This is a genomic window from Enterobacter sp. BNK-13 (genome assembly GCF_048685015.1).
Classification (GTDB): Bacteria; Pseudomonadota; Gammaproteobacteria; order Enterobacterales; family Enterobacteriaceae; genus Enterobacter; species Enterobacter quasiroggenkampii.
On the sequence record NZ_JBLQTP010000001.1, the window covers coordinates 1,420,191 to 1,435,933 of the forward strand.

At 54.0% G+C, this 15,743-nt stretch carries 18 protein-coding genes; 8 read left to right on the forward strand and 10 right to left on the reverse strand.

From position 1 onward, the window contains the following. Nucleotides 1-119 precede the first annotated feature (119 nt). The gene (locus ACMGGQ_RS06740) at nt 120-1,604 is read left to right on the forward strand and encodes a sensor domain-containing diguanylate cyclase (RefSeq protein ID WP_409337795.1); all 1,485 of its coding nucleotides are present in this window, start codon (nt 120-122) and stop codon (nt 1,602-1,604) included. A 284-nt stretch (nt 1,605-1,888) separates the two neighbouring features. Beyond that, nucleotides 1,889-2,137 carry a GlsB/YeaQ/YmgE family stress response membrane protein gene (locus ACMGGQ_RS06745; protein ID WP_008500746.1) on the forward strand — a complete coding sequence of 83 codons (249 nt, stop codon included), beginning with the start codon at nt 1,889-1,891 and terminating at the stop codon, nt 2,135-2,137. Nucleotides 2,138-2,266: 129 nt separating this feature from the next. On the opposite strand, the gene ACMGGQ_RS06750 is transcribed toward ACMGGQ_RS06745, so the two are convergent. Further along, complete coding sequence (locus tag ACMGGQ_RS06750; RefSeq protein WP_014883431.1) at nt 2,267-2,365, reverse strand: YoaK family small membrane protein; 99 nt, start codon at nt 2,363-2,365, stop codon at nt 2,267-2,269. Between the two features lie 45 nt (nt 2,366-2,410). Next, nucleotides 2,411-3,439: a sensor domain-containing diguanylate cyclase gene (locus ACMGGQ_RS06755; protein ID WP_032664129.1), complete on the reverse strand. Its 1,029-nt coding sequence runs from the start codon at nt 3,437-3,439 to the stop codon at nt 2,411-2,413. A gap of 309 nt (nt 3,440-3,748) precedes the next feature. Between ACMGGQ_RS06755 and ACMGGQ_RS06760 the strand changes: the two genes are divergently transcribed. Both ACMGGQ_RS06760 and ACMGGQ_RS06765 read left to right on the forward strand, forming a co-directional pair. Beyond that, nucleotides 3,749-4,003, forward strand: coding sequence for a DUF333 domain-containing protein (locus tag ACMGGQ_RS06760; protein ID WP_420289746.1), 255 nt, complete (start codon nt 3,749-3,751; stop codon nt 4,001-4,003). An 80-nt stretch (nt 4,004-4,083) separates the two neighbouring features. Next, entirely contained in the window at nt 4,084-4,389 is a 306-nt protein-coding gene (locus ACMGGQ_RS06765; protein WP_045401563.1) for a periplasmic protein, read from the forward strand. Here ACMGGQ_RS06765 and ACMGGQ_RS06770 read toward each other — a convergent pair whose 3' ends face one another. Then, nucleotides 4,390-4,734, reverse strand: a complete 345-nt coding sequence (locus ACMGGQ_RS06770; protein WP_048027500.1) for a DUF488 domain-containing protein — start codon at nt 4,732-4,734, stop codon at nt 4,390-4,392. Between the two features lie 101 nt (nt 4,735-4,835). On the opposite strand from ACMGGQ_RS06770, the gene ACMGGQ_RS06775 reads away from it, so the two are divergent. Next, complete coding sequence (locus tag ACMGGQ_RS06775; RefSeq protein ID WP_048222585.1) at nt 4,836-5,543, forward strand: CTP synthase; 708 nt, start codon at nt 4,836-4,838, stop codon at nt 5,541-5,543. A 31-nt stretch (nt 5,544-5,574) separates the two neighbouring features. Here ACMGGQ_RS06775 and ACMGGQ_RS06780 read toward each other — a convergent pair whose 3' ends face one another. Beyond that, entirely contained in the window at nt 5,575-6,762 is a 1,188-nt protein-coding gene (locus ACMGGQ_RS06780; RefSeq protein ID WP_420289747.1) for a CynX/NimT family MFS transporter, read from the reverse strand. Between the two features lie 99 nt (nt 6,763-6,861). Between ACMGGQ_RS06780 and ACMGGQ_RS06785 the strand changes: the two genes are divergently transcribed. Beyond that, on the forward strand, nt 6,862-7,653 hold the full coding sequence (locus ACMGGQ_RS06785; RefSeq protein WP_275990994.1) for an AraC family transcriptional regulator: 792 nt from the start codon (nt 6,862-6,864) through the stop codon (nt 7,651-7,653). Here the strand turns inward: ACMGGQ_RS06785 and ACMGGQ_RS06790 are convergent. After that, complete coding sequence (locus ACMGGQ_RS06790; protein WP_008500737.1) at nt 7,637-8,083, reverse strand: DUF441 domain-containing protein; 447 nt, start codon at nt 8,081-8,083, stop codon at nt 7,637-7,639. The two genes, ACMGGQ_RS06785 and ACMGGQ_RS06790, sit on opposite strands and share 17 nt — an antisense overlap. A 145-nt stretch (nt 8,084-8,228) precedes the next feature. Here ACMGGQ_RS06790 and yoaI point away from each other — a divergent pair, with 145 nt between their 5' ends. Further along, nucleotides 8,229-8,333 (forward strand): small membrane protein YoaI, encoded by a 105-nt coding sequence (yoaI, locus tag ACMGGQ_RS06795; RefSeq protein WP_010430055.1) that lies wholly within the window; start codon nt 8,229-8,231, stop codon nt 8,331-8,333. Between the two features lie 20 nt (nt 8,334-8,353). On the opposite strand, the gene ACMGGQ_RS06800 is transcribed toward yoaI, so the two are convergent. The 3 genes from ACMGGQ_RS06800 to yeaG all read right to left on the reverse strand — a co-directional run bounded on the left by ACMGGQ_RS06800 (nt 8,354) and on the right by yeaG (nt 12,246). Beyond that, the gene (locus ACMGGQ_RS06800) at nt 8,354-8,854 is read right to left on the reverse strand and encodes a YbaK/prolyl-tRNA synthetase associated domain-containing protein (RefSeq protein WP_420289748.1); all 501 of its coding nucleotides are present in this window, start codon (nt 8,852-8,854) and stop codon (nt 8,354-8,356) included. A gap of 99 nt (nt 8,855-8,953) precedes the next feature. Then, nucleotides 8,954-10,237 (reverse strand): YeaH/YhbH family protein, encoded by a 1,284-nt coding sequence (locus tag ACMGGQ_RS06805; protein ID WP_032651499.1) that lies wholly within the window; start codon nt 10,235-10,237, stop codon nt 8,954-8,956. 74 nt (nt 10,238-10,311) lie between these two features. After that, a complete protein-coding gene (gene yeaG, locus ACMGGQ_RS06810) occupies nt 10,312-12,246 on the reverse strand; it encodes a protein kinase YeaG (RefSeq protein WP_008500713.1) in 1,935 nt (644 codons plus the stop codon). A gap of 430 nt (nt 12,247-12,676) precedes the next feature. Here yeaG and ACMGGQ_RS06815 point away from each other — a divergent pair, with 430 nt between their 5' ends. Beyond that, the gene (locus tag ACMGGQ_RS06815) at nt 12,677-13,423 is read left to right on the forward strand and encodes a MipA/OmpV family protein (protein WP_045910236.1); all 747 of its coding nucleotides are present in this window, start codon (nt 12,677-12,679) and stop codon (nt 13,421-13,423) included. Between the two features lie 78 nt (nt 13,424-13,501). On the opposite strand, the gene ACMGGQ_RS06820 is transcribed toward ACMGGQ_RS06815, so the two are convergent. Both ACMGGQ_RS06820 and gapA read right to left on the reverse strand, forming a co-directional pair. Next, nucleotides 13,502-14,386 (reverse strand): D-hexose-6-phosphate mutarotase, encoded by an 885-nt coding sequence (locus ACMGGQ_RS06820; RefSeq protein ID WP_048027505.1) that lies wholly within the window; start codon nt 14,384-14,386, stop codon nt 13,502-13,504. 72 nt (nt 14,387-14,458) lie between these two features. Continuing rightward, the gene (gene gapA, locus ACMGGQ_RS06825) at nt 14,459-15,454 is read right to left on the reverse strand and encodes a glyceraldehyde-3-phosphate dehydrogenase (RefSeq protein ID WP_006809136.1); all 996 of its coding nucleotides are present in this window, start codon (nt 15,452-15,454) and stop codon (nt 14,459-14,461) included. Nucleotides 15,455-15,743 lie beyond the last annotated feature (289 nt).

The following is a 15,743-nucleotide window of genomic DNA, read 5'->3' on the forward strand; positions in this document are numbered from 1 at the left end:
GTGAAAAACAAAATAAAGACGAGCTTCTGTTGTATGCTTAAGTGCAATTCATTTTCCTCTTATCCTGAGCTTTGTTACAGTGACAAGAGTTGTCAGCCAGGGATATCAGGCGTGATAAGGTGGAAAAGCTCGTGCATGTGAAAAATACTTTTTACACAACAACCATTACCGTCATCATTGTCTCATTGATCATCTCGCTGGCGCTTGCTGTCCAAATTGCCACGTCCAGACAGCAGTCAATCCAGCAAATTAATACCAGCGTCGCTAACCTGAGCCATACCCTTGATGTCTATACCGAAGGGATCATGCGCCAGAGTGAAATGTTAATTACTACCGTTTCCGACATAATCGAAATTTATGGCATGACCCCGCAGCAGGCGACCAATATTCAGCACATGATCAATAATCAGGATAACCTTCTTACCCAGATTAATAATGTGGTTGTTTACAATGCTCAGGGCGATATCTTTACCGCGCTGCATGAAACTTTTACGGGGCCACGCAAAGGCTCGGACAGAGAGTTTTTTATCTATCACAAAGAAAATAAAAATCAGGCGATTTTTATTGGGGAGCCGGTGGTAAGCAGAACCAATGGCAAATGGGTTATCACCATCAGCCGGCGCCTTGAAACCCAGACCGGGGCATTTAACGGTGTGGTGGTAGTGACGCTGGGTATCGAAAATTTTCTGGCGCTCTACGGGCAGATTAATATCGGTCACTCGGGCGTCATCGGCTTAACGACGCAATCAGGCGTGTTGCTGGTCCGGTATCCCTTTAAAAATACCTATATCGGCACGATTGTTTCTGATTCACCGCTCTTCAGGAAATATCTCAAGGTACAAAATACGGGGATAGCCAGCTCCATCTCACGGTTTGATAAAATCGAGCGCATTTATGCCTATGAGAAAAACAGACGCTACGGACTGGTCACCACCGTGGCGGTTAGCATTGATGAAGCCCTTGCCCCCTGGCGCAAGCAGGCGATTCAGCTGGCGGTACTCATTTTCGTGTTCACGGCGATACTCATCGTCGCGTCATACTTCCTCTATTCCGACCTGTCCCGTAAAACACGGGATAACAAAGCGCTGAAGATTATTGCCTCAGAAGATGCGTTGACCGGGCTGTACAATCGCCGCGTCTTTGATGAAAAAATCCTCTCGGACATCGCTCTGTGTGCCGCGCATGACGCACCGATTTCGATACTGATCGTGGACGTGGACTACTTCAAAAAATACAACGATAACTACGGCCATCCGGAAGGGGATCGGTGTCTGGCTATGCTTGGAAACAGCCTCAGGGAGAGCCTTACCCGTGATAATCAGCTTGTGGCGCGATACGGCGGAGAGGAGTTTGCGCTGATATTGCCGGATACGGATATTCAGGAGGCGCTTCGTCTGGCCCAGACGATTATTCGCAATGTGTTCTCGCTGCAAATCGCCCATGCCTTTAGCCCCTTCGGCCGGGTGACGGTAAGCGTCGGAATTTCTACCGCCCGTGCCGTCGACATCGCGGGCAGCCAGCAAAATATCATTATTGCCGCAGACCAGGCCCTCTATCAGGCGAAACGCGCGGGACGTAACCGGTACGCGTTTGTTGGGGTATGAGCTAAAAAAAAGCCCACTCAGGAGTGGGCAAAAAATACTGGAAGCAATGTGAGCAATGTCGTACTGAATACCTGAGTGTTTCTCTCAACTATTTAGTATTGAGAAAGATAATCTTTCTCAATAAAAGATGCAACCCCACAGTTCATGTGGCCCGTTCTTTTTGTTGATGAAGAATGACGCACTCTCTCACTGTGATGCTTATCACAAATTTCCTTTCTGGAATCCTGTGCTATTCTTTTTTGTGTCGTTGATTTAATGACAAAAACCATACAGAGAGGAAAGTTATGGGAATTTTATCCTGGATTATCTTTGGGCTTATTGCGGGTATTCTGGCGAAGTGGATCATGCCGGGCAAAGATGGCGGTGGGTTTATCGTCACCGTAATACTGGGTATTGTCGGCGCGGTAGTCGGCGGCTGGATCAGTACGCTGTTCGGGTTTGGCAAGGTCGATGGCTTTAACTTCGGCAGTTTCGCCGTCGCGGTGATCGGTGCGCTGGTTGTTCTGTTTATCTACAGAAAGATCAAAAGCTAAGTTCTGAAAGCGTTGAAAAAGGCTGCCAGATGGCGGCCTTTTTACGTATTGGGTTTACCACCAGCCAAGCTGCGTGCCGGCAAACGCTGCAATGGCAACGATCAGCATAATGACGGTTGTCTTCCGCATTTATGCCCCCGGCGCCGCGTAGCCGCCAACAAAAAACCACGCTAAAAAAACCACCGCCGTTATAAATATAACGACCGGGAAGAGGATCCCTATTCTCATACCATCACCTGTTTCGGTTTCTGTAACGCCGTAGAGTGTACGGGGTTAATCCATAGTGAGAAAGCGTGTTTTGCTTTTTCCTTTCTTATCCTGATACATCGCTACATCCGCAGCGCGTAACGCGCTGTCAGGATCGGTTGCGGCAGGGTCCACTTCGATCACACCGAAGCTGGCGCCCGGATAAATAATATGAACGCTGCCGAGCCAGTATTCGCCGGCGATGCAGGCGCTGAGGCGCGTTTTGAGCAGCGTAAGCTGCGCGTTATCCCCGTCCTGGTGGGGTTGACTCAGCGACGCGACCAGAAATTCATCCCCGCCCAGACGACCAATAATATCGTCCTGCTGTTTCTCTTCGGTCAAACGCTTGCCCACTTCTATCAGGAACTGGTCGCCAGCCTCGTGGCCGTAACGATCGTTAATCAGCTTGAAATCATCCAGATCGATAAACGCGATGATGGCGTTACGCTTCAGGTGCCGGGCCAGAGAAAAGAGGGTAGTCAGATCTTCAAAAATGGCGCGACGGTTGGGTAAACCGGTAAGGGCATCCGTATAAGAGTGCGCGATGAGGGCCGCATTGGCTTCGCGAAGCTGGGTCACCAGCGACTCTTTCTGAATGGACTGGGCAATCAGCCCGGCGAAGAGCTTCAGCACCTGTTCAGCGCGCTCGCTCAGCGGCTTTCTGGCCGTGCTGGTGGCGCAGAGCGTTCCGTAAAGTGAACCATCGGCAAGATGGACAGGAATACTCATGTAGGTGGTAATGCCAAGTGCTTTTGCGGCTTCACACTCGGGCCAACGTTCAGGCACGTCATTGCTGAACATCGTGTCACTATCCAGCGCGCGTTTGCACAGCGTCTCATCCCATGGGACGCTCAGCCCCTCCGGGATCGTCATCTGTTTGCTGTTGCGGGCGTAGAGGATGTGCTGCAGCCGCGCCTCGATATCCACCTTCGTCAGGTAGGTCGACTCCATGTCGGTGACAATTTCCAGCATCTCCAGCAGCTGGCGAACGAGGCTTTCAAGGGATTGCTCGGTGGCAAGGGTTTCTGAAACGCGAGCGAGGATAAGGTCCGACATGACGTAGAATGACTCCCAGGCAGAAGACGTCTGCATCTGCATGTTATGCTGAGTTTTTAGGCTTCAGGCATAGTAAAACATGAATACAGAAAATTTAATATATGCAGGAAGCGGGGAGCAGGCGAGAAAAAAAGCCCCGTTGTTGAGACCGGGGCAAAGACATCTTGATTACGGAATGATGTTCTCTGGTCATATCGAGAACATGCCACAATATAGTGCTGAAAAGTGCAGTTAAAATGGAGAAATCATGGAGAACGCGGCGATGACCCGTTACCCTTAGGGTGTAATGACGTCAAAAGGATCAATGAGATGAGATTTCTGCTTCTGACGCTGGCGCTTCCCCTGGCCGCCTGCACCGCAAAAACCACGCCACCCGATGCGCCGAAACCGCCGCACGTTATCGGTATGGCGAACCCGGCCTCCGTCTACTGCCTGGAGAAAGGTGGGGAACAGATCCCGGTTCAAAGCCCGCAGGGCGTTCGCACCGAGTGCAAATTACCGGGCGGGGAAGTGATCGATGAATGGACGCTCTATCATCGCGATCATCCGCAACCCACCAGGTGACAGACGGATACCGCCTGCGATACACTTCTCTTTAGGATTAATCTTAGCCAGTTTCTGGCGTTCGTTTCCGCGAGAGAAGTATGTTTCAGCTAAAACCGGGCAGCATGGCGATGATCGTGGGTGCCCGCACGGCGTCAGGCCGTCGCAATATTGGTAAATCTGTTGAGCTGTTTGGCCTTTGCCAGCCAGGCCTGCGTTTCGTTAACCCGGTCAACGGCGTGATGACGCAATTACCGGCCACCGCAGATCGCGCGCTTTGGCTGGTGACGGGTGATGTCTACGCCTTCGATAACCAGCACGGCTTTGCGTTTGTCCGCGCCGAACATCTGATGCCGCTCACCCCGGATGAAGCGCCGCAAATTCTGGATGAACTGACGATCGGCTGATCACAGATGGCGCAGCCAGTCGGCTAAGACCAGGGCGTGATTTTGCTCCGTGTTTTTGGCAGCAAAGAGCAGGGTGACGGTCTGCCTGCGCGCCAGCGTCGCCAGACGCGCGCCCTCGTCAGCCTGCTGCGCCAGCTCTTCCCGATAGGCCTGGCTGAAGGCGGTGAAATCAATCGTTTCGCTATGAAAGGCCTTGCGTAGTTCCGTTGAGGGCGCGAGCGCTTTACACCATTCGTCATACACAAGGTCCGTTTTCTTAACGCCGCGTGGCCACAGCCTGTCCACCAGTACCCGATAGCCGTCGTCAGAGCCTGCCTGTTCGTAGACCCGTTTGCACTGAATCATGATTTCACCCTCCCAATTTAAGGTATTGTGATAATTGCAAAAGATCGGTAGTCTGAGGTTCCTTATGTTATCTGATAATACTCTGGCATAAGGAACCTTTCATGGAACACCTCCCGGTTAAAACGACGCTGCGCATTGCGCTGGTTGGCGATTACAATCCCAATGTTATTGCGCATCAGGCGATCCCGCTGGCCATTGACGACGCCGCCGCAGTGCTTGACCTCACCGCCGATTACGACTGGCTGGCCACGACGGAGCTGACAAGCTCTGAAGATCTGGTGGGCTACGATGCCATCTGGCTGGTTCCTGCCAGCCCCTACAAAAACACCGAGGCCGCTTTTATCGCCGCGCGCTACGCCCGTGAAAACAGCATCCCGTTCCTGGGCACCTGCGGCGGGTTCCAGCATGCGCTGATTGAATATGCCCGTAACGTGCTGGGCTGGGCTGATGCGGCACACGCTGAGACGGATACCGAAGGCACCATGGTGATTGCGCCGCTGACCTGCTCGCTGGTGGAAAAAACCGATGCCATTGAACTGCGCAGGAATACGCTGATCGCCAAAGCATACGGCAAGCCGGAAATTGAAGAGGGATATCACTGTAACTATGGCGTGTCTCCAGCGTTTGCGCAGGCGCTGGAAAACGGAGATATGCATGTGACGGGCTGGGACGATCAGGGTGAAATCCGTGCCGCGGAACTGGTCACGCACCCGTTCTTCGTCATCACCTTATTCCAGCACGAGCGTGCTGCGCTGGAAGGACGTCCGGTCGTGCTGGTACAGGCGATGCTGCGCGCGGCGCGCGGGTAAAAAAGGCAGACCCGAGGGTCTGCCACACTGTTTAACGGGGCGCGATCTCCCGGTCTCGCCCGGCTAAGATGCCGCAGAGGGCCATTATCACGGCGGCCAGCGCGCAGCCCAAGAGCGGGATCCGCCAGTCTCCCGCGCTATCGTGAATTTTCCCCATTAGCGGAGGGCCGCAGGCGGCGAGCAGATAGCCAATCGACTGCGCCATGCCGGACAACGCCGCCGCCTGGTGTGCAGTGCTGGCGCGCAGACCGATAAACGTCAGGCCGAGGATCATCGTTGCCCCTGTGCCAAAGCCAAACACCAGCGTCCACATCACCGCCATGCCCGGCATAAACCATAATCCCGCCGCGCTTATCGCGCACATCAGCGCCACCGCGCCTGCGATCGCCCGCTGGTCTTTCAGACGGTGGAGGATCAGCGGAACGGCAAGTCCCGGCACGGCCGTGGCCAGCTGCAACAGACCGTGCACCGAGCCAGCCTGCGCTTCGCTGTAGCCGTGGCTCAGCAGTATTGCCGGCAGCCAGCCGATGATGACGTAGTAAATCAGCGAGTTTATCCCCAAAAAGAGCGTGACCTGCCAGGCGAGGGCCGAGCGCCAGATCGCGCGGTTATGCAGCGCGCCTGCGCCCGTTACCGTTGCAACGTGTTTCTGACGCCACTGCGGCAGCCAGAGCAGCAATGCGACCAGCGGAAACGCCATCAGCATCAGCAGCGCGCCATGCCAGCCCGCACTCCCCTGTGAAAGGGGAACGATCATCGCTGAGCCAAACGCCGCCGAAACGCCCATCGTCAGGGAATAGGCGCCGGTGAGCTTCGCCACCTGGCCTGGAAAATCACGCTTAATTAATCCGGGTAACAGCACGTTCCCGAGCGCAATACCGCAGCCGACGATCGCCGTTCCGGTGAAAAGCAAAGCGGCGGAGGGCAGCGAGCGAACGGCAATCCCGGCGCAAATCAGCAGCAGGGCAATAAACAGGCTGCGCTCCATGCCGATACGCCGGGCAACGCCTGCGGCGAGCGGCGAGACGAGGGCGAAAGCCAGCAGGGGCAGGGTGGTCAGCAGACCGGTTTGCGCCGTGCTTAAGCCATAATCAAGACGAATGGTATCAAGCAGCGGCGCTGCGCCGGTAAAGGTGACGCGAAGCGTAGTGGCAATCATCAGGATGCCTGCAATCAACAGCGCGCCGTGTTTTCCTGAGGTGCGAATAGCAGTAGTCATTATGTTCTCATACGTTCAAGCGAGCGCACACAATACCGATTTTCTCAGCGGTTGAAATCAGGCTAAAATGACAGTTTATCGCTAATATCGGACAAACTGATGATTGGTCTGGGACTGGAAGGCTACGATCCAGATAGCCAGCACGATGCGGCCGTCGCATTTCGCATTCAGGTGGTGGCGGAGGAACAGTACATTCCCCGGCATCATCACCGTAAGGGGCAGCTGATTCTGGCTCTCGGCGGCGCAATCACCTGTGAAGTGGAAAATGCGATGCTGATGGTGCCGCCTCAGTATGCCGTCTGGATCCCCGGTCAGATGCCGCACAGCAACAGGGCCACGCCGGGCGCGCAGCTCTGCTTTTTGTTTATTGAGCCGGGGGCCGTCAGCCTGCCCGAGCGCTGCTGTACCCTGAAAATCTCCCCTCTGGTGCGGGAGCTGATTTTATCGCTGGCGGAAAAATCGCGTGAGCAGCTCTCTCTTGCGACCACGTCGCGCCTGGTGGACGTGCTGTTTGACGAGCTGCCGCTCCAGCGTCAGGAGCATCTGCAGCTGCCCGTGTCGCCCCATCCCAAAATCAGACTGATGAGCGAGAAGATGGCGGAGGAGCCCGCCGCCTGGCAGACGCTAACGCAGTGGGCGAGCCACTTCGCCATGAGCGAGCGCAATCTGGCGCGGCTGGTGGTGAAAGAGACCGGTCTAAGCTTCCGCCGCTGGCGTCACCAGCTGCAGCTGATTGTGGCGTTACAGCATTTAATAAGCGGGAAATCGGTGCAGCAGGTGGCCCAGTCACTGGGATATGACTCGACCACCGCATTTATCACCATGTTCAGGAAGGGACTGGGCCAGACGCCGGCGCGTTATATGGCCAGCCTGACTACGACTTCCCTATAAAAAGCGAGACAAGGCCTGCCGCAATCAGCGGGCCGACCGGCACGCCGCGAAAGAGCGCCACGCCCAGCACGGTGCCCACCAGCAGACCCGCCACCAGCGAGGGCTGGCTGCTCATCAGCGTGACGCCGCGACCGCCCAGCCACGACACAAAAATCCCCACCGCGATCGCCACCAGCGATTTCCAGTTTACAAACGAGTGCAGCAGCGTTGAGGCGGGAAGGGTGCCGCTGGCAATCGGCGCCATCACCCCAATGGTTAAGATGATAATCCCGATGGTGAGGCCTTGTTTTTCTATCCACGGGAAAAAGGTATTTAACGGGGTCACGCGCACAATGATCAGCACCAGAATCGAGATGGCGACGGTAGTATTATGGCTGATAAAGCCGAGCGCGGCGAGTGCCAGAAGAATGAGCAGAGTAGGGTCAAACATAGGGAATCCTTGCCAGAAAAATTGTTCTGTTTACTGTACGCGCAAACGCGGCAGAGAACAGGGTTAAAAAGATTTTGTCGTTGTCATAACCTTGTCATTTACACGGATTAAAACGAAAGCAGATATCACAAAAGGGGTCGCCATCATGAACGATCACATGTTTGTGGAAACGCTGATTATCTCCTCATCGTTTTTCGCTATTGCCGTTATTCTCGTTGCCTCCGTGCTGTTTCTGGAACGAAAAGGCTGACAGGGCGTCAGCCATCGCAGTTACGCTTTATGGAAGGTGACCAGCTCAGGACGGGCGATGCGCAGGTAATCCTGGGTATCCATAATCACGGATTTTTCCAGCAGGCCGGCGTTAAACGCGATTTCGTCAAAGCGCTCGAACAGCAGCGGGTCGGCAACCAGTGCCAGGTCAGGATGAAAGCTAAAGGGCGGGATAGCGCCGAAAACGCAGGCGGTCAGAGCATCGACTTCGGCCGGGCTGGCGAGGGAGGCCTTTAGCCCGCCAAAATGGCTGGCAAGCTGGCTCAGGTCAGCCTGCAGGTCGGCGGCCAGGATCGCCAGAACGTGTTTTTTTACGCCGTTTCCCTTCACCTTGCAGACCAGGGCTTTGGCGCCTTGCCGCAGATCGGTTCCGCGAATTTCACTTACCGCTTCACATTTCCCGACCGCCTCATGCTCCATGACGCGAAAACGCGCGCCCTGCTCGGTAAGTAAGGTAATGAGCTGCTGGTGGGTTCCTGTTCCAATAAGGTCGTCAGTCATAACGATTTTCCCGGTGATAATCCAGTATGCAGCTCTCTACATTAGCACGGGATGAACAGGGTCGAAAGAAAACAGCCAGCGGGTTCGCTGGCTGTGGGTTTATGCGTTGCTGGTAGCAGACTGCTTGTGGAACAGCTCCCTGAACACCGGATAAATGTCATCCTGGTCACGGATATGCTGCATGGCGAAATTATCGAACATCGCCTGCAGATGCTCATACTCCCGCCACAGGGTCTGGTGCGCGCGACGGGTGATTTCGATATAGCTGTAGTAACGCACGACCGGCAGAATTTTCTTCGCCAGGATCTCGTGACACAGCGGCGAGTCGTCGGCCCAGTTATCGCCATCCGACGCCTGCGCGGCATAAATATTCCACTGCGCCGGGTCGTAGCGCTCTTTGACCACTTCATCCATCAGCTTCAGCGCGCTCGAGACGATGGTGCCCCCGGTCTCCTGCGAGTAGAAGAACTCATGTTCATCCACCTCTTTTGCCTGGGTGTGGTGGCGGATATAGACCACCTCCACGTTCTTATAGGTTCTGCTCAGGAACAAATAGAGCAGGATATAAAAACGCTTCGCCATATCTTTGGTGGCCTGATCCATCGAGCCGGACACGTCCATCAGACAGAACATCACCGCCTGGCTGGAGGGCTCAGGGCGTTTTTCGTAGTTCTTGTAGCGCAGGTCGAAGGTGTCGATAAACGGTACCCGTTCGATCTTCGCCCTCAGCTCTGCAATCTCTTTACGCAGGCGCTCCTCTTCCAGCAGTTGCGCCGGTTCCGTGTTTTCCACCACCTTCAGGCTACTCTCCAGCTCGCGCAGTTCGCGACGTTTGCCTGCCGTCATGGCCGTGCGTCGCGCCAGCGAATTCTGCAACGAACGCACGACGCTGATGTTGGCGGGCACGCCGTTGGCGGTATAACCCGCGCGGTGGGTTTTATATTCATTAAGCTGACGATGCTGATTCTTTTTCAGATTCGGCAGCGCCAGGTCTTCGAACAGCAGGTCGAGATATTCATCTTTCGAAATCTGGAAGACAAATTCGTCCTGGCCTTCACCGTCCTGGCTGGCCTGTCCCTGACCGCTTCCTGAACCACCGCCGCCGCCCTGAGGGCGCTCAATTCTGTCGTTCTGAACGAAGTGGTCATTACCTGGGTGTACGCGATGGCGCAGGCCGCCTCGCCCCTGATGAAACATCGGTTCGCTGATGTCATCGGTGGGGATGGAGACAGACTCGCCGCTGTCGACGTCGGTCACCGAGCGTTTGTTGATGGCCTCGGAGATAGACTGTTTAATTTGCGCTTTATAACGACGCAAGAAGCGCTGGCGGTTCACCGTGCTCTTGTTTTTGCCGTTAAGACGCCGGTCAATAAACCAGGTCATATACCCCCCGTACTGCATTTGCCAACTTGCATTTTGTAGGCCCGGCAGGCGCTAACCGCCGCCGGGCACTTGTTTTAAGACGATTTACGCACGCGCAGGTACCATTCGCAGAGCAGGCGGACCTGTTTGCGGGTGTAGCCTTTTTCCATCATACGGTCGACAAAATCGTCGTGTTTTTTCTGTTCATCGGTTGAGGTTTTGGCGTTAAACGAGATCACCGGCAGCAGCTCTTCGGTATTGGAGAACATTTTCTTCTCAATGACCGTGCGCAGTTTCTCGTAGCTGGTCCAGTTCGGATTGCGTCCGTTGTTATGCGCTCTGGCGCGCAGGACGAAGTTCACAATCTCATTACGGAAGTCTTTCGGGTTGCTGATCCCGGCAGGCTTCTCGATTTTTTCCAGCTCCGCGTTCAGGGATTCACGGTCAAACAGCTGGCCGGTATCCGGGTCGCGGTACTCCTGATCCTGAATCCAGAAGTCAGCGTAGGTGACATAACGGTCGAAAATGTTCTGCCCGTACTCTGAATAGGATTCCAGGTAGGCCGTCTGGATCTCTTTGCCAATGAACTCGGCGTATTTCGGGATCAGGTAACCTTTCAGGAACTCAAGGTAGCGTTCAGCCTGCTCCTGCGGGAATTGTTCGCGTTCAATTTGCTGCTCCAGCACATAGAACAGATGAACCGGGTTGGCCGCCACTTCCGCATGGTCGAAGTTAAAGACGCGGGAGAGGATCTTAAACGCGAAGCGCGTGGACAGACCGTTCATTCCTTCATCGACCCCGGCGTAGTCGCGGTATTCCTGATACGATTTCGCTTTCGGATCGGTATCCTTCAGGCTCTCACCGTCATACACGCGCATTTTCGAGTAGATGCTGGAGTTTTCCGGCTCTTTCAGGCGCGAAAGGATGGAGAAGCGTGACAGCGTTTCCAGGGTGCCTGGTGCGCACGGCGCATGCACCAGCTCACTGTGGTTAAGCAGTTTCTCGTAAATTTTGATCTCTTCGGAGATCCGCAGGCAGTAAGGCACCTTGACGATGTACACGCGGTCAAGGAAGGCCTCATTGTTCTTGTTATTACGGAAAGTCACCCATTCAGATTCGTTCGAGTGGGCAAGAATGATCCCGTTAAACGGCAGGGCAGAGATACCTTCCGTCCCGTTGTAGTTTCCTTCCTGAGTCGCCGTCAGCAGCGGATGCAGCACCTTGATGGGCGCTTTAAACATCTCGACGAATTCCATAATCCCCTGGTTAGCCCGGCACAGTGCACCCGAGTAACCGTAGGCATCCGGGTCGTTTTGCGCGAAGTTTTCCAGCTTGCGGATGTCGACCTTACCGACCAGCGCCGAAATATCCTGGTTGTTCTCATCACCGGGTTCCGTTTTGGCGATGGCGATCTGTTCCAGGATCGACGGCCAGACTTTCACCACGCGGAATTTGGTGATGTCGCCACCAAATTCGTGCAGGCGTTTGGCCGCCCACGGCGACATGATGGTGCCGAGGTAGCGACGCGGGATGCCGTACTCTTTATCCAGAATCTGCGCATCTTCCTGCGGATTGAACAAGCACAGCGGATGGTCATTCACCGGGCTGCGCTCGCCGTTGGCGCTCAGCACATAGATAGGCACGCGCTGCATCAGCGACTTCAGGCGTTCCGCCAGCGAGGATTTACCGCCGCCCACGGGGCCGAGTAAATAGAGGATCTGTTTCTTCTCTTCCAGACCCTGAGCGGCATGCTTCAGGTAGGAGACAATCTGTTCGATGGCATCTTCCATACCATAGAACTCTTCAAACGCCGGGTATCGGGCGACCACCCGATTCGAAAAGAGACGGGAAAGCCGGGGTTCCAGGGCAGTGTCAACCATGTTTGGCTCACCAATAGCCATTAATAGCCGTTCTGCCGCATTGGCATAGGCACTGCGATCTTGCCGACAGATGGTAAGAAACTCCTGCAGTGTGAACTCTTCGTCCTTGGCAGCTTCATAGCGCTGGCGATAGTGATCGAATATATTCATGGCATGCCGTCCTTTCGTTTTTTAGCACAGGATAAGAGCCGTTCGTATGAGTAGTGGAGGCTCCCGGAAGAGAATCTCTCGCACCTCACTGCCAGAGCAGCAACCTGTGTGCCAGGTCAGACGCTAAGAACCGCAGGTGTTCAGGAAAACTCTTCTTAAATTAAAGCGTAGATGGCATTTGCAAAACTTGCATGCCCATAAAATCTACTTTCAATGACATATCAATAACTCATCCAAAAATTTCCACTCTGGTAATAAAGCAAAAGCACGTTTTTCATTCAGCGTTCATGTAAATGAAAGCAGGTTGTCATCTGATAAGTTAAAAATAATGGGTTAATCGGACTGATTAGCAGGCAAAAAATTTTGGGATGTACGGGAATGACGGTTACACTTCACCCGCTGATTATTTGACTACAGGAAAGAATGGATTGTGACCAAACTCAAACTTCTGGCATTAGGCATCCTTGCCGCGACCGCAGTAAGCACCGCACAGGCGGAAAGTCAGTGGACGGTTGGCGCGGGTGTTGGCGTCATTAACAGCCCGTACAAACAGTATGACCGTGATGTTTACCCTGTTCCCGTTATCACCTATGAAGGGGATAACGTCTGGTTCCGTGGGCTCGGCGGCGGCTACTATCTGTGGAACGATACGGCCGATAAGCTCTCCATCATGGCCTACTACGATCCGACGCACTTCAAGCCGGGTGATAGCGACAGCCACGCGCTTCGCCAGCTCGACAAGCGTAAAAGCTCAATGATGGCTGGCCTCTCTTATGTGCATAACACCCAGTATGGCTTCCTGCGTACGGCCCTGGCAGGCGATACGCTGGATAACAGCAACGGTTTTATCTGGGACCTGGCGTGGTTGTACCGCTATACCAACGGTGCTTTGACTCTGACCCCGGGGATTGGTGTGCAGTACAACAGCGAGAACTACAACGACTACTATTATGGCGTCTCTAAAAACGAGTCCCGTCGTAGCGGTCTGAAGAGTTACAGCGCAGATGACGGCTGGGATCCGTACCTGGAGCTGACCGCGAGCTATAACTTCCTCGGCGACTGGAGCGTGTACGGTACTGGCCGTTATGAGCGTCTGAGCGATGAAGTGAAGGATAGCCCGATGGTCGACAAGTCCTGGGCAGGCATCTTCTCTGTCGGTGTGACCTACAAGTTCTGATTGTGCACTCATAGTGTGCAATTGATGCATTAAAACGGGGCGCATGCGCCCCGTTTGCTTTAGTGTGGTGCAGCGAGATTATCGCTTAACAATGCGGATCGTCTGCCCTAAACGCGATGGCTTTTCTTCACTCGCTTTCTGCGGGGTGGTCACGCAGGCGGTTTCCACGCAGACGAACGTTTTATAACCGTCGTCAGGCACGTCGGCCATGCTGACAGACAGCGCCGGACCCGGGTTCCAGCCCACCACGTTGCTATGGTGGTGATGTACCACCTCGATGCCGCGGTTCAGGGCACCGTCGTGGATCATGCTGCATGCTTCCGGATGCAGATAGACGCGGTCGGTACGGTCAGGAAACGCCTGAACGCCGTCACTCAGCTTCCCTTCTTTGGCGTTATCGACTTTGTCGATAAAGGTATCGCCAAGGCCGCTCACCTTCACTGCGCTGATGTCACCCACGTTGAAATAGGTGTGCAGGGCGGAGGTGGTTTCAAACTCGCCATGGGCTTCCAGTTCGATTTCACAGGTTTTACCCAGCTTAAAGCGGGCGTACAGGGTGAAATCGTGCGGCCAGAGCGCGCGGGTTTCATCGTTAGCCTGCAGTTCAAAGGTCAGCACGGCGCCGTTGTCGTCTTCGTTATGCGCTTTCAGGGTCCACTGCTGGTTACGGGCAAAACCGTGAGAAGGCAAACCCGGCTGTGCGGACGGGCCGAACCACGGCCAGCAGATCGGTACGCCGCCGCGAATCGCCGCCCCTTTTTTGAAAGAGGTCGCATCGCTCAGCCACAATCCCTCTGCTTCACCTTCGGGTTTCCAGGAGAGCAGGTGGGCGCCGTTCAGCGCCACGGAGGCCTTAACGCGTGGATGGTCAACGACGATAACGTCAGCACCGTCAATCTGGCGGCGGGAGAGCACAGGGGTAAGTTGTTCGACTACCGGAAGTGCAAAAATTTTATTAATCATTAAGCAATCCTCTGTCTTATAAATAAAAAAGGCGACCGAAGTCGCCTTTTTGGATCAAACACTCATCTCAACTTATTTGGAGATGTGAGCGATCAGGTCCAGTACTTTGTTAGAGTAGCCGGTTTCGTTGTCGTACCAGGATACCAGTTTAACGAAGTTGTCGTTCAGCGCGATACCTGCTTTAGCATCAAACACGGAAGTGCACACTTCACCGTTGAAATCGGTAGAAACAACGTCGTCTTCGGTGTAACCCAGAACGCCTTTCATTGGGCCTTCGGAAGCAGCTTTGATTGCTTTCTTAATTTCTTCATAAGAAGCAGCTTTTTCCAGACGAACGGTCAGGTCAACAACGGATACGTTAGGAGTTGGAACGCGGAACGCCATACCAGTCAGTTTGCCATTCAGTTCTGGCAGTACTTTACCTACAGCTTTAGCCGCACCGGTAGAGGATGGGATGATGTTCTGAGCCGCGCCACGGCCGCCGCGCCAGTCTTTGTGAGACGGGCCATCAACGGTTTTCTGAGTAGCGGTGGTTGCGTGAACGGTAGTCATCAGACCTTCGATGATGCCGAAGTTGTCGTTGATAACTTTAGCCAGCGGTGCCAGGCAGTTGGTGGTGCAGGATGCGTTAGATACGATATCCTGGCCAGCGTAAGTTTCGAAGTTTGCACCACGAACGAACATTGGGGTGTTGTCTTTGGAAGGACCAGTCAGAACAACTTTCTTCGCACCAGCAGTGATGTGTTTACGTGCAGTTTCGTCGGTCAGGAAGATACCGGTTGCTTCAGCAACAACGTCAACACCAATTTCGTTCCATTTCAGGTTAGCTGGGTCTTTCTCAGCAGTAACGCGGATGGTTTTGCCATTTACAACCAGGTGGCCGTCTTTCACTTCAACGGTGCCGTCGAAACGACCGTGAGTTGAGTCGTACTTCAGCATGTACGCCATGTATTCAGCGTCCAGGAGATCGTTGATACCAACGATTTCGATGTCAGAACGTTTCTGAGCAGCACGGAAAACAATACGGCCGATACGGCCAAAACCGTTGATACCTACTTTGATAGTCATATATTCCACCAGCTATTTGTTAGTGAATAAAAGGTTGCCTGTAAAATTACAAAAACCTTACGCAGCGTCAAGCGGAATCGTGTCAATCATTGCGACAAATCAATCCTGTGACTAACGTTTGTGCGACTGACTCGCCTCACTTTCCCTTTGAGCTTGCAACCACATGGGGGCTGCGCCCGGAATTTTAAAGTCCTCGCAGGATAAAAATGTGAATGTGATCACAATTGCCTGACCGCCTTTTCGCGACACATAAGTTTAGATCAAAAGTGCACGCAAGGGTGTTAATGTT